Annotated in this window: 12 protein-coding genes; 6 read left to right on the top strand and 6 right to left on the bottom strand. The window is 52.5% G+C overall.

The genetic code is table 11. The features are described 5' to 3' along the window. The first annotated feature begins 4 nt into the window (after positions 1 to 4). From pfkA to OGY01_RS17665, 5 genes are all read left to right on the top strand, one after another. The gene (gene pfkA, locus OGY01_RS17685; RefSeq protein ID WP_045449287.1) at positions 5 to 967 is read left to right on the top strand and encodes a 6-phosphofructokinase; all 963 of its coding nucleotides are present in this window, start codon (positions 5 to 7) and stop codon (positions 965 to 967) included. Between the two features lie 206 nt (positions 968 to 1173). Continuing rightward, positions 1174 to 2163 carry a sulfate/thiosulfate ABC transporter substrate-binding protein Sbp gene (gene sbp, locus OGY01_RS17680; RefSeq protein ID WP_045449289.1) on the top strand — a complete coding sequence of 330 codons (990 nt, stop codon included), beginning with the start codon at positions 1174 to 1176 and terminating at the stop codon, positions 2161 to 2163. A 105-nt stretch (positions 2164 to 2268) separates the two neighbouring features. Then, entirely contained in the window at positions 2269 to 3018 is a 750-nt protein-coding gene (locus OGY01_RS17675) for a CDP-diacylglycerol diphosphatase (RefSeq protein ID WP_045449291.1), read from the top strand. Positions 3019 to 3091: 73 nt separating this feature from the next. Next, positions 3092 to 4396 (top strand): SLC13 family permease, encoded by a 1305-nt coding sequence (locus OGY01_RS17670; RefSeq protein ID WP_286493454.1) that lies wholly within the window; start codon positions 3092 to 3094, stop codon positions 4394 to 4396. Positions 4397 to 4509: 113 nt separating this feature from the next. Next, positions 4510 to 5982, top strand: coding sequence for a DASS family sodium-coupled anion symporter (locus OGY01_RS17665; RefSeq protein ID WP_048223382.1), 1473 nt, complete (start codon positions 4510 to 4512; stop codon positions 5980 to 5982). Between the two features lie 50 nt (positions 5983 to 6032). Here OGY01_RS17665 and tpiA read toward each other — a convergent pair whose 3' ends face one another. Then, a complete protein-coding gene (gene tpiA, locus OGY01_RS17660; RefSeq protein WP_003028783.1) occupies positions 6033 to 6800 on the bottom strand; it encodes a triose-phosphate isomerase in 768 nt (255 codons plus the stop codon). 109 nt (positions 6801 to 6909) lie between these two features. Beyond that, positions 6910 to 7509, bottom strand: coding sequence for a YiiQ family protein (locus OGY01_RS17655; RefSeq protein ID WP_045449300.1), 600 nt, complete (start codon positions 7507 to 7509; stop codon positions 6910 to 6912). 100 nt (positions 7510 to 7609) lie between these two features. Between OGY01_RS17655 and OGY01_RS17650 the strand changes: the two genes are divergently transcribed. Then, on the top strand, positions 7610 to 8032 hold the full coding sequence (locus tag OGY01_RS17650; protein ID WP_286493451.1) for a DUF805 domain-containing protein: 423 nt from the start codon (positions 7610 to 7612) through the stop codon (positions 8030 to 8032). A gap of 96 nt (positions 8033 to 8128) precedes the next feature. On the opposite strand, the gene fpr is transcribed toward OGY01_RS17650, so the two are convergent. The 4 genes from fpr to OGY01_RS17630 form a co-directional block, all read right to left on the bottom strand. Then, the gene (gene fpr / locus OGY01_RS17645; RefSeq protein WP_048223389.1) at positions 8129 to 8875 is read right to left on the bottom strand and encodes a ferredoxin--NADP(+) reductase; all 747 of its coding nucleotides are present in this window, start codon (positions 8873 to 8875) and stop codon (positions 8129 to 8131) included. A gap of 95 nt (positions 8876 to 8970) precedes the next feature. Then, entirely contained in the window at positions 8971 to 9981 is a 1011-nt protein-coding gene (glpX, locus tag OGY01_RS17640) for a class II fructose-bisphosphatase (RefSeq protein ID WP_045449305.1), read from the bottom strand. A 133-nt stretch (positions 9982 to 10114) separates the two neighbouring features. After that, entirely contained in the window at positions 10115 to 11623 is a 1509-nt protein-coding gene (glpK, locus tag OGY01_RS17635; RefSeq protein ID WP_045449312.1) for a glycerol kinase GlpK, read from the bottom strand. Between the two features lie 22 nt (positions 11624 to 11645). Continuing rightward, positions 11646 to 12491 carry an MIP/aquaporin family protein gene (locus OGY01_RS17630; RefSeq protein ID WP_045449313.1) on the bottom strand — a complete coding sequence of 282 codons (846 nt, stop codon included), beginning with the start codon at positions 12489 to 12491 and terminating at the stop codon, positions 11646 to 11648. Positions 12492 to 12732 lie beyond the last annotated feature (241 nt).

Raw genomic sequence — 12732 nt, 5'->3', positions numbered from 1 at the left:
AGTCATGATTAAGAAAATCGGTGTGTTGACAAGCGGCGGTGATGCGCCGGGCATGAACGCAGCAATCCGTGGTGTTGTACGTGCAGCGTTGTCGGAAGGACTGGAAGTCATGGGGATCCATGATGGCTACCTGGGTTTGTATGAAGACCGTATGGTCCAGCTTGACCGCTACAGCGTATCCGACATGATTAACCGTGGCGGTACTTTCCTCGGTTCTGCTCGCTTCCCTGAATTCCGCGACGAAAATGTGCGTGCAGTGGCTATCGAAAACCTGAAGAAACGTGGCATTGATGCACTGGTTGTTATTGGTGGTGACGGTTCTTACCTGGGTGCAAAACGCCTGACTGAAATGGGTTTCCCGTGCATCGGTCTGCCGGGCACGATCGACAACGATATTAAAGGCACTGACTACACTATCGGCTACTTCACTGCACTGGGTACCGTGGTAGAAGCGATTGACCGCCTGCGTGATACCTCTTCTTCTCACCAGCGTATTTCCATCGTTGAAGTGATGGGCCGTTACTGTGGCGATCTGACCCTGGCGGCAGCAATCGCGGGTGGCTGTGAGTTTGTTGTGGTACCGGAAGTGGAATTCAGCCGTGACGATCTGGTCGCTGAAATCAAAGCTGGGATCGCGAAAGGTAAAAAACACGCCATCGTCGCCATTACTGAGCACATGTGTGACGTTGACGAACTGGCGCATTACATCGAGAAAGAAACAGGCCGTGAAACGCGTTCAACCGTACTGGGCCACATCCAGCGTGGTGGTTCTCCGGTGCCTTACGACCGTATCCTGGCTTCCCGTATGGGCGCGTATGCCATTGAACTGCTGCTGGAAGGTCATGGCGGTCGTTGCGTCGGCATTCAGAATGAACAACTGGTTCACCACGACATCATTGACGCAATTGAAAACATGAAGCGTCCGTTCAAAGGTGACTGGCTGGACTGCGCGAAAAAACTGTACTGATTGTTTTTTCCGCGCCTGATGGCGCTACGCTTATCAGGTCTACAGGTTGCAGAGACTTGTAGGCCGGATAGGGCGTTAGTCGCCATCCGGCACATCCCCTCGCTTTTATTCCCCCAAGTTATAGCAAATCTTTTTTTATTCTTTAATGTTTGGATCGCTTTCTGGCACGCTTTGCTCATCACAACACAACATAAGAGAGCTGGGCGATGAACAAATGGAGCGTGGGGTTAACATTATTGCTGGCATCGACCAGCGTTCTGGCAAAGGATATTCAGTTACTTAACGTATCGTACGATCCAACGCGTGAACTGTACGAACAGTACAACAAAGCATTCAGCGCGCACTGGAAACAAGAAACGGGTGATAATGTCGTGATCCGCCAGTCACACGGTGGCTCCGGCAAACAGGCAACCTCCGTTATTAACGGTATTGAAGCCGATGTGGTAACCCTGGCGCTGGCCTATGATGTTGATGCCATCGCTGAACGTGGTCGTATCGATAAAAACTGGATTAAGCGTTTGCCGGATAACTCTGCGCCTTACACCTCCACCATCGTCTTCCTGGTCCGCAAAGGAAATCCAAAGCAAATTCATGACTGGAACGATCTGGTTAAACCGGGCGTGTCGGTCATTACGCCAAACCCGAAAAGTTCAGGCGGCGCCCGCTGGAACTATCTGGCCGCGTGGGGCTACGCGCTGCACCACAACAACAACGATCAGGCCAAAGCACAGGACTTCGTCAAGGCTCTGTTTAAAAACGTTGAAGTACTGGATTCCGGCGCACGTGGTTCAACCAATACTTTTGTCGAGCGCGGGATCGGTGATGTGCTGATTGCCTGGGAAAATGAGGCGCTGCTGGCGACAAATGAACTGGGTAAAGATAAGTTCGAAATTGTCACTCCGAGCGAATCTATCCTGGCGGAACCGACCGTTTCTGTTGTCGACAAAGTGGTCGAAAAGAAAGATACCAAAGCAGTGGCAGAAGCTTATCTGAAGTATCTCTATTCCCCGCAGGGTCAGGAAATTGCAGCGAAAAACTACTATCGTCCACGCGATCCTGAAATTGCGAAGAAATACGAAAATGCGTTTCCGAAGCTGAAGCTGTTCACCATCGACGAGGAGTTTGGCGGCTGGACAAAGGCGCAGAAAGAACACTTCTCTAACGGCGGCACGTTCGATCAGATTAGTAAACGGTAAGTGCGGATGTCGTTTTCAGGCCCGGTGGCATAATGCGACCGGGCTTTTTTATTTGTCATCATTTTGCGTTACTCTTCCACTTCAATAAGATACAGGGAACGCGCAATGAAAAAAGCAGGCTATTTTTTACTGGTGGTGATCGTTATCGCTGCGACGGCGGGTATTGGCTACTGGAAGTTTACCGCTAATCCGGACGCGTTACGCCAGATTGTGCTTGAGCAATGTCTGCCGAACCAGTTACAACACCAAAATCCTGCACCGTGCGCTGAAGTTAAGCCGGATGCCGGATACGTGGTGTTCAAGGACCGTAACGGCCCTCTGCAATATCTGTTGATGCCTGGCTACCGTATTAACGGGATGGAAAGCCCGCTGTTGCTGAAATCGGGCACGCCAAACTTTTTCTGGCTCGCCTGGCAGGCGCGTAGCTTTATGAGTCAGAAATATGGTCAGGAAATTCCCGACAAGGCAGTATCACTGGCGATCAACTCAGTCACTGGTCGCACGCAAAACCACTTTCATATTCATATCTCTTGTCTGCGTCCTGATGTCAGAACGCAACTGGATGACAATCTGGCGAAGATCGGTACTCGCTGGCTGCCTTTACCCGGTGGGCTACGCGGACACCAGTATCTGGCGCGCCGCGTGACGGAAAGCGAGCTGGTACAACGTAGCCCGTTTATGATGCTGGCGGAAGAAGTTCCTGATGCGCGTGAGCACATGGGCAGCTATGCGCTGGCGATGGCACGCCAGAGCGATGACTCCTTTGTCCTGCTGGCGACGCAGCGCGATCTGCTGTCATTGAATCTCGCCTCCGCCGAGGAAATTCAGGATCATCAATGTGATATTCTGAAGTAACCCCACCTAATCTGGCGTTTACTCTCTTTGCCTGTCCCCGTATTCTTGTTGAAAAAAACAACAGGAGACAGGCATGTCGATCTGGCTTACGCACCCTCTGTTTATTCCTTCTCTGGTGGTTGGCATCACCATTCTGCTCTGGGCAACGTCGCTGTTACCGGAGTTTATAACCGCTCTGCTGTTCTTTTCTGTGGCGATGGTGGCCAAAATTGCTTCACCGGATGTGATCTTTGGTGGCTTTGCATCGTCAGCGTTCTGGCTGGTCTTTAGCGGTTTCGTACTGGGTATTGCGATTCGTAAAACGGGACTGGCGGATCGGGCTGCGCGTGCGTTGTCGTCCCGGCTGACCGACTCCTGGCCGTTAATGGTTGCGAGCGTGGTGCTGCTTAGCTATGCGCTGGCGTTTGTAATGCCATCCAATATGGGGCGCATTGCGTTGTTGATGCCGATTGTTGCGGCGATGGCGAAACGTGCCGGAATTGCCGATGGTACCCGCGCCTGGTACGGCCTGGCGTTAGCCGTTGGTTTTGGCACCTTCCAGCTTTCCGCCACGATTCTACCCGCGAACGTACCTAACCTGGTAATGAGTGGTGCAGCAGAAGGCTCTTACGGTATCCATCTGAATTACCTTCCCTATTTGCTGTTACATACGCCTGTGCTGGGTTGGCTGAAAGGTGTGGTACTTATTGTGCTTATTTGCTGGCTGTTCCCCGGCAAGCCTCATGCACCGCGTGATCTGACGCCACCTGAACCGATGAGTGGTGATGAGAAACGTCTGGCCTGGATGTTGACGGTCGTGCTGATTATGTGGGTGAGTGAAAGCTGGCACGGCATTGGTCCAGCCTGGACCGGCCTGACGGCAGCGGTCATTACGCTGTTGCCCCGTGTTGGTTTTATTAATGGGGAGGAGTTTTCCAGTGGCGTAAATATCCGCACCTGTATATATGTGGCAGGTATCCTGGGGCTGGCGATCACTGTGACGCAGACCGGCATTGGTAGTGCGGTGGGCGAGGCACTGTTACAGGTGATGCCGTTGGATGCGAATAAACCGTTTACCAGCTTCCTGGCGTTGACCGGTATCACCACCGCGCTCAATTTTATTATGACGGCTAACGGCGTTCCGGCACTGTATACCACGTTGGCCCAGAGCTTTTCCGATGCGACCGGGTTCCCGCTGTTGTCGGTGATTATGATTCAGGTTCTGGGTTATTCCACCCCGTTGTTGCCGTATCAGGCATCACCGATTGTGGTGGCGATGGCGTTAGGGAAAGTGCCCGCAAGAGCAGGGATGTTGCTGTGTATTACGCTGGCGGTGGCGACGTATCTGGTACTGTTGCCGCTGGATTACGTGTGGTTTAGCGTATTAGGGAAATTATAGTTTCATCGTGGTGTTAATTTTTTGTTTTGTGAGATGATGAATTGTTTTATTTGTGCTGATACCGGTTAATACCGGAGCGCGTACTTGCGCACTGGAAACTCAAGGATTGATTCATGGACAGATTGACCCCCATCCGCTGTTGGCCTGCCATCATCTCGATCGTTATTACGCTGACAATCTGGTTTATTATTCCTTGCCCCCCTGACGTAACTCCTGAGGCGTGGCATCTGTTGGCGCTGTTTATCGGCACGATCGCGGCGATTATTGGCAAGGCCATGCCCATCGGCGCTATCGCAATTGTGGCGATTATGCTGGTGGCTATGACAGGCGTTACCAACCCTGGTAAACCTTCAGCGGCGTTGAACGACGCGCTAAGCGGTTTCTCGAACCAACTGATCTGGCTGATTGGGTTATCCATCATGCTGTCGCAAAGTCTGTTGAAAACGGGGCTGGGTGCGCGTATCGGCTATGGGTTTATTGCCTTGTTCGGCAAAAGAACACTGGGTATCGCCTGGGCATTAACGCTGGCGGAAACGATGATCGCGCCCGTAACGCCGAGCAATACCGCGCGCGGCGGCGGCATTATCCATCCGGTGATGCGGGCGATTGCAGAAAGTCTCGGGTCTCAACCCGGCGACAAGGAAAATGGTTCAACGGGGCGATATCTTGCACTGGTGAACTACAACATTAACCCGATCAGTTCAGCAATGTTTATCACAGCGACTGCACCTAACCCCTTAATTGTTAGCTTTTTGACTAAAGGGTCAGATGGGGTGCTGAATATGACCTGGGGGATGTGGGCCATCGCGGCGCTCCTTCCTGCTGTCGTCTCATTGATCGTGATGCCCATCGTTATCTGGTGGCTCTATCCACCGGCCATTACGCGTACGCCGAATGCGCCGCAGTTTGCCCGGGAAAAGCTGGGCGCGCTTGGCCCGCTATCGCTGGCAGAAAAAATCACCCTCGCAGTTTTCGTTTTGTTGCTTTGCCTGTGGGCGGGTGTTCCTGCGATGCTGATGGGCAACGGCTGGGCTGTTAACCCCACCAGTGCGGCGTTAATTGGCCTATCCATTCTGCTCGTGACGGGGGTATTAAACTGGGACGATATTCTTAAATGCCGCGGTGCATGGGATACGATAGTCTGGTTTGCCGCTCTGGTGATGATGGCGGACTTCCTGAGCAAACTGGGTCTGGTGGGTTGGCTGGCGACGAGCGTGGGCAGTGCAATTGATCATCTCGGTGTCCACTGGAGTATCGCGACACTGCTGCTGATCCTGCTTTACGTCTATTCACACTACTTTTTCGCCAGTACCACCGCGCATATTACGGCCATGTTCGCGGCGTTCTTCGCTGCGGGATTAGGTCTCGGCGCTCCCCCGGCACTGCTTGGACTGATGCTGGGTTTCTCTTCCTCACTGATGATGTCGCTCACGCATTATGGTACGGGTACTGCACCCATCATCTTTGGCTCGGGCTATGTCACGTTGGCGGAGTGGTGGAAAACGGGGCTAGTGATGAGCGTGGTCAACCTGACTATCTGGGGAGTGACCGGAGCCTTTTGGTGGCACTGGCTGGGATACTGGTAAAACGGAATCGCCGGATGTGACGGGAGGAGCATGCCTCCCGTCGCAACGACTTAAGCCTGTTTAGCGGCTTCAGCTGCTTTAACGATCACCGCGAAGGCGTCAGCTTTCAGCGAAGCACCGCCAACCAGCGCACCGTCGATGTCCGGCTGGGCAAACAGTTCTGCTGCGTTAGCTGCGTTTACGGAACCGCCGTACTGGATGATAACTTGTTCAGCGATTTTCGCGTCAGCTTTAGCAATGTGGTCACGGATGAATTTGTGAACAGCCTGAGCTTGTGCCGGAGTTGCAGATTTGCCAGTACCGATAGCCCATACAGGTTCGTAAGCGATAACCACGCCTTCGAATGCCGCAGCCCCCTGAGTTTTCAGAACGGCGTCGATCTGACGTGCGCAAACTTCTTCAGTTTTGCCTGCTTCGTTTTCTGCTTCGGTTTCACCAATGCACAGAACCGGGGTCAGACCCTGTTCTTTCAGCACAGCGAATTTTTTAGCGATCAGCTCGTCAGACTCTTTGTGATAAGTACGACGCTCGGAGTGGCCGATAATGATGTACTGCGCGCCGATGTCTTTCAGCATTTCAGCTGAAGTTTCACCAGTGAATGCGCCAGACAGGTTCAGGTCAACGTTCTGCGCGCCCAGGATGATGTGGCTACCGGCAGCAGCGTGTTTTGCCAGGTCGATATACATTTCCGGTGGAGCGATTGCTACTGCACAGCCAGCTACGCCAGCCAGTTCTTTACGCAGGTTAGCAACCAGTTCGTTTACCATATGGCGGCTGCCGTTCAGTTTCCAGTTACCCATCACTAAAGGATGTCGCATTTCATTTCTCCACGCTTTATCAGCGAATTAAGGAATATGGCCGCCCGTCAGGGCAGCATGGTCTGTGAAACAGTATAGAGATTCATCCCTGGAAAGGCTTTGCTTTTTGTCATTTATTCGACTCCTCCAGACTCTCAGATAATGCCAGCTTAATCGGTTCAACAGCGAAGGTCAGCCCCTTTTCGCCGTTATCTGCAACAACATAGCGAATTGCACCCTCAGTTTCTGCGTAGTAATGCTTACCTTTGCCTGCGGTGAGCAATTTTTGCAGCTTTTTCTGGCTTTGTTCTTTGGTCAGTAAAGGGGCTACGGTGCGGATGATGGCGCTCATGTATTCCAGCGCTTTCGCTTTGGCGGCCTTTTGTTCCGGCCCCTGAATCGGCAGCCAGGTTACCTGCATGCTTTTGATTTTCAGCGTACCGCGCTCAAGAGCAGATGACGCATACAGGTTTTCATTGATCTTACTGGCGGCGCGGGTGAGATTTGCCTTATCACGGCTGCTGTCGATGGCACGGAACTCATTCAATGCAAGTTTTGGATTCTGCGTATTAAAGTTTTCACGAAATTGGCTGATCGACAGATCAAACGTCGGCGCACCCGCCAGCAGGTAGGGGGCTGTGGTTGCTGTCGAGTGCTCTTCCGCCAGTGCCGTAGTGTTTACGGACAGGGCTGAAAACAATAATAAAAACAGAGTAAATCCTTGCTTCATCAATCGTACCTTTCGTTATGACTGTCCACGATTAAAACGATAACTGTCGGGCTTGTCAAAAGGGTAAACTGTTCTGAAGGCCAATTTTAAAGGAACCTACATGACCATACAGCAGTGGTTATTCTCATTTAAAGGGCGTATCGGACGCCGTGATTTTTGGATTTGGGTCGGCCTCTGGATTGTCGGTATGCTGGTTCTGTTCTCACTGGCGAGTAAAAAATTACTCGATATCCAGACGGCTGCGTTTTGCCTGGTCTGTCTGTTTTGGCCGACGGCGGCAGTGACGGTAAAACGCCTGCATGACCGGGGGCGCTCTGGATTGTGGGCGCTATTGATGATTCTGGCGTGGATGCTGCTGGCCGGAAACTGGGCGATATTGCCAGGCATCTGGCAGTGGGTGGTAGGTCGCTTTATTCCTACGCTGATTCTGGTCGGTATGATTATCGATCTGGGCGCGTTTGTTGGCACTCAGGGTGAAAACAAATTTGGCGTAGATACGCTGGATGTGAAGTATAAAGGGTAAAGCGTAGGCCGGATGAGGCGTTGCCGCCATCCGGCAGATCGCCCGCTGGCGCTACGCTTATCGGACCTACAAAATCAATAAACCCACGGCAATGTCTTACCAGTAGTGCTCGGCAGTCATATGGCCCGGTCGACGACGCAGATGTTTGGTCATCTGCCGGGTCTCTTTCAGTAACTGCTGGGTATCGCGTACCATCTGTGGATTTCCACAAAGCATCACATGGCTGGTGGTGGTATCCATTGCCAGCCCAACTGCTTTTTCCAGCTCGCCGTTTTCAATTAGCGCGGGAACCCGTCCAGTAAGCGAGCCTGTAGCCGTTTCACGGCTGACGACGGTCTGGATACGTAATTTACCTTCGTAGCGTTTTTCCAGCCTCTGCATCAGCGGCAGGTAGCTTAAATCGGCGGCATATCGGGCAGCATGGACCAGCACCAGATTTTTAAAGCGATCAAGATCTTTACCCAACTGCAGAATCGACAAATATGGGCCGATAGCGGTGCCGGTTGCCAGCATCCACAGCGTGTCACAATCGGGAACTTCATCCAGCACGAAAAATCCTGCGGCTTCGCTTACGACCTGCACTTCATCGCCAGGTTTCAGCGCAGCCAGACGTGGACTGAGTTTACCGTCGGGAACGGTCACCAGATAAAACTCTAAATCAGGATTATCAGGCGCGTTCACATAGGAATAGGCGCGCTGGACGCGCTCACCGTCGATCTCAAGGCCAAGCTTAGTAAACTGACCAGCAGTGAAGGGATGAACTGGAGCTCGCACGGTCAAACTAAACAGGGCATCGGTCCAGTTATGTACCTTCGTGACTTTACCTGTTACCCAATCTGCCATGGTTTTCTCCTGTCTGATTTGCTTGCCTTATCTTCGTTCGCTGAACAAAAAAATTCCAGTCCCGGAGGACTGGAAAGCTCAATCAAACAAATCTGTTACAGGATGTGCGCCTGCACATCAGGATCTTTGCGATCCAGGTAGTGAATGGATTGAATGCGGCGGATCGTGCGCGATTTCCCGCGGATCAGCAGTGTTTCAGTGGTTGCGATATTGCCTTTACGGCTAATCCCTTCCAGCAGGTCGCCTTTGGTGATCCCGGTCGCTGAGAAAATCACATTGTCGCTGCGCGCCATTTCGTCCAGACGCAGCGCTTTGCCTGCTTCAATGCCCATTGCCTGGCAACGAGCCAGTTCCTGTTCGCCAATGCGACGATTCTCTTCGCTGTCGCCCTTGACGTCGTGACGTGCCAGCAGGCGGCCCTGCATGTCGCCATCCAGTGCGCGGATTACGGCAGCGGAAACTACACCTTCCGGTGCACCGCCGATACCGTACAGTACGTCGACTTCGCTGTCTGGCATGCAGGTCAGAATTGAGGCGGCGACATCGCCGTCAGGAATGGCAAACACGCGTACGCCCAGCTTCGCCATCTCAGCGATAACTTCATCATGACGAGGCTTTGCAAGGATGGTGACGGTCAGCTCACCAAGTGGTTTACCGAGTGCGGCAGCAATGTTACGCAGGTTAGCTTCCAGCGGCAGATTCAGGTCGATTGATCCTTTCGCACCAGGGCCGACAATTAGCTTTTCCATATACATATCCGGCGCGTTCAGGAAGCAGCCTTTATCACCGACAGCCAGTACTGCCAGGGCATTCGCCTGGCCCATTGCTGTCATGCGCGTGCCTTCGATTGGATCGACAGCTATGTCCACGGCATCGCCGAGACCGGTCCCAACCTTCTCACCGATAAACAACATTGGTGCTTCATCGATTTCGCCCTCACCAATAACAATAGTGCCGTCGATGTTGACCTGGTTGAGCATAATACGCATGGCGTTCACCGCCGCGCCGTCAGCGATGTTTTTATCGCCGCGACCCAGCCATTTATAGCCAGCCAGTGCGGCTGCTTCGGTCACGCGTGAAAATTCAATGGCAAGTTCTCGTCTCATTGCAAACTCGTAGCAGAAAGGAATGGCGCGAAGTGTAGCACAGGGTAAGGGGCTGGATTATTGATGTGTGTGCGTGTGCAGGGTTGAGAAGGTTTTGCCGGATAAGGCGTTAACCCCATCCGGCATTTCAGCATTACTCTTCGTGGTCTTCCCACGCAAGGGCGCGTTTGACCGCTTTTTTCCAGCCGCTGTAACGGAAGTTACGCTCTGTGGTTTCAATACCAGGGCGGAATTCACGTTCAATAACAGCTTTTTCCTGCAACTCATCCAGATTCTGCCAGAAACCTACGGCCAGGCCTGCCAGGTATGCGGCACCCAGTGCGGTAACTTCGCGGACTTCCGGGCGCTCAACGCGAGTGCCGAGAATGTCTGACTGGAACTGCATCAGGAAGTTGTTGGCAACCGCACCGCCATCAACACGCAGTGCGTGCAGACGAATACCGGAATCGGCCTGCATCGCTTCCAGAACATCACGGGTCTGGTAAGCGATAGACTCGAGCGTTGCACGGATGATGTGGTTAGAGTTTACGCCACGGGTCAGACCGAAAATCGCGCCACGGGCATACGGGTCCCAGTACGGTGCACCCAGACCAGTGAATGCCGGAACAACGTACACGCCGTTGGTGTCTTTCACTTTGGTGGCAAAATATTCGGAGTCGAAAGCATCGCTGATGAGTTTCATTTCATCACGCAGCCACTGGATGGATGCGCCAGCCATAAACACCGCACCTTCCAGCGCGTAGTTCACTTCTCCGGTTGGGCCACAGGCGATGGTGGTCAGCAGTCCGTTTTCGGACTTAACCGCTTTCTCACCGGTGTTCATCAGCATGAAGCAGCCGGTGCCGTAGGTGTTTTTCGCCATCCCTTCCTTCACGCACAGTTGGCCGAACAGCGCAGCCTGCTGGTCGCCTGCGATACCGGAGATTGGAATACGTGTGCCACCTTTACCACCGATGTTGGTCTGACCGTAGACTTCGGAGGAACGACGAACTTCCGGCAGCATTGCGCGCGGGATGTCCAACGCATCCAGCATCTTGTCGTCCCAGTCCAGGGAGTGGATGTTGAACAGCATGGTACGTGAGGCGTTGGTGTAATCCGTTACGTGTACACGTCCCTGAGTCATTTTCCAGATAAGCCAGGTATCCACTGTACCGAACAGCAGTTCACCGCGACGAGCGCGCTCACGAGAACCTTCTACGTGGTCAAGGATCCACTTTACTTTGGTGCCGGAGAAATACGGGTCAATTACCAGGCCGGTGTTGTTACGGATGTAATCTTCCATCCCGTCGCGCTTGAGTTTCTCGCAAATATCAGCGGTACGACGACACTGCCACACAATGGCGTTATAGATAGGTTTACCGGTCTCACGCTCCCAGACGATAGTGGTTTCACGCTGGTTAGTAATACCAATCGCTGCAATTTCATCGGAACTGATATCGGCTTTCGCCAGCACTTCTACCAGCGTGGAGCTTTGGGTCGCCCAAATTTCCATTGGGTCGTGTTCTACCCAGCCTGCTTTCGGGTAGATTTGCTCGAATTCGCGTTGTGAAACGCTAACGATATTTGCATCGTGGTCCATCACGACCGCGCGGGAGCTGGTGGTGCCCTGGTCGAGCGCAACGATATATTTTTTCTCAGTCATAATTTTTTGTCCCGTAGTCACATTACTGCGAAGCTTTTTGTTGAGTGTTGGCCGCAATGTCTTTCTCTTCAATCGCGCAGACATCGCACGGTAAATGGCGACCAATCAGTTTGCGATATGCCCATGCGCCCAAAATCGCGCCGGTAATCGGGCCAAACACCGGTACCAGGAAGTAAGGAATATCGCGACCACCCGTAAAGGCAATCTCTCCCCATCCTGCGAGCCCGGCGAATAGTTTCGGCCCAAAGTCACGAGCCGGGTTCATCGCAAAACCGGTCAGTGGACCCATGGAGGCACCAATAACGGCAATCAATAAGCCGATCAGCAGGGGTGCCAGCGGACCACGAGGTACACCGTTACCATCGTCGGTCAGTGCCAGAATCAGCCCCATTAGAATAGCGGTAATGACCATTTCAACCGCGAAGGCCTGCACAAAATTGATATGCGGGTTCGGATAGGTGGAGAAAGTACCAGCCAGACCCAGGCTCTCGGTACTGCCGCGCACGATATGGTTAGTTTGTTCGAAATCGATGAAAAGATTGTAATAAAGCCCGTAAACCAATGCCGCTGCGCAAAAGGCGCCGGCAATTTGCGAAATAATAAAAGGTACTACTTTGCGTTTGTCAAAACACGCAAACAACCAGAGTGCGATTGTGACTGCTGGGTTCAGGTGTGCACCAGAAACGCCTGCCGTCAGATAGATAGCCATCGCTACCCCCAGACCCCAGATGATACTGATTTCCCACTGACCAAAAGTAGCGCCAGCCACTTTAAGTGCAGCAACACAGCCCACACCGAAGAAAATCAACAACCCGGTACCGAGGAATTCAGCAATGCACTGGCCTTTTAAGGTTGATGTTTGACTCATAATCGGATCCTGAAGAGAGTTTAATGTTTATTGTGTTCGAGAAGGTCACTGACATCCCCGGAGCCGGTAGGCACACTGTTAATTTATCGTTAACGAGCAAAAACGAGAAATATCGAAATTGAAATGTGTGTACTGCATCAACAAAATGAGCGTTATCGCGCCATAACGAGGTATTTGTTATACAAAAAGAGTGTGAGCTGAATCATTTCATTAACCAATATGTTAACACTTTTGAGTTATG

The organism is Citrobacter sp. Cm038 (genome assembly GCF_030333105.1).
GTDB classification, from domain to species: Bacteria; Pseudomonadota; Gammaproteobacteria; order Enterobacterales; family Enterobacteriaceae; genus Citrobacter; species Citrobacter murliniae.
Note: the sequence above shows the minus strand (reverse complement) of the source record. Positions and strands in the feature narration are given on the sequence as shown.

Excerpts from the sequence above, each read along its gene's own strand:
- tpiA (WP_003028783.1), bottom strand. The coding sequence starts at position 6,800 with ATGCGACATCCTTTAGTGATGGGTAACTGGAAACTGAACGGCAGCCGC.
- OGY01_RS17675 (WP_045449291.1), top strand. The coding sequence starts at position 2,269 with ATGAAAAAAGCAGGCTATTTTTTACTGGTGGTGATCGTTATCGCTGCG.
- OGY01_RS17630 (WP_045449313.1), bottom strand. The coding sequence starts at position 12,491 with ATGAGTCAAACATCAACCTTAAAAGGCCAGTGCATTGCTGAATTCCTC.
- OGY01_RS17665 (WP_048223382.1), top strand. The coding sequence starts at position 4,510 with ATGGACAGATTGACCCCCATCCGCTGTTGGCCTGCCATCATCTCGATC.
- glpK (WP_045449312.1), bottom strand. The coding sequence starts at position 11,623 with ATGACTGAGAAAAAATATATCGTTGCGCTCGACCAGGGCACCACCAGC.
- OGY01_RS17670 (WP_286493454.1), top strand. The coding sequence starts at position 3,092 with ATGTCGATCTGGCTTACGCACCCTCTGTTTATTCCTTCTCTGGTGGTT.
- sbp (WP_045449289.1), top strand. The coding sequence starts at position 1,174 with ATGAACAAATGGAGCGTGGGGTTAACATTATTGCTGGCATCGACCAGC.
- OGY01_RS17655 (WP_045449300.1), bottom strand. The coding sequence starts at position 7,509 with ATGAAGCAAGGATTTACTCTGTTTTTATTATTGTTTTCAGCCCTGTCC.
- glpX (WP_045449305.1), bottom strand. The coding sequence starts at position 9,981 with ATGAGACGAGAACTTGCCATTGAATTTTCACGCGTGACCGAAGCAGCC.
- pfkA (WP_045449287.1), top strand. The coding sequence starts at position 5 with ATGATTAAGAAAATCGGTGTGTTGACAAGCGGCGGTGATGCGCCGGGC.
- OGY01_RS17650 (WP_286493451.1), top strand. The coding sequence starts at position 7,610 with ATGACCATACAGCAGTGGTTATTCTCATTTAAAGGGCGTATCGGACGC.
- fpr (WP_048223389.1), bottom strand. The coding sequence starts at position 8,875 with ATGGCAGATTGGGTAACAGGTAAAGTCACGAAGGTACATAACTGGACC.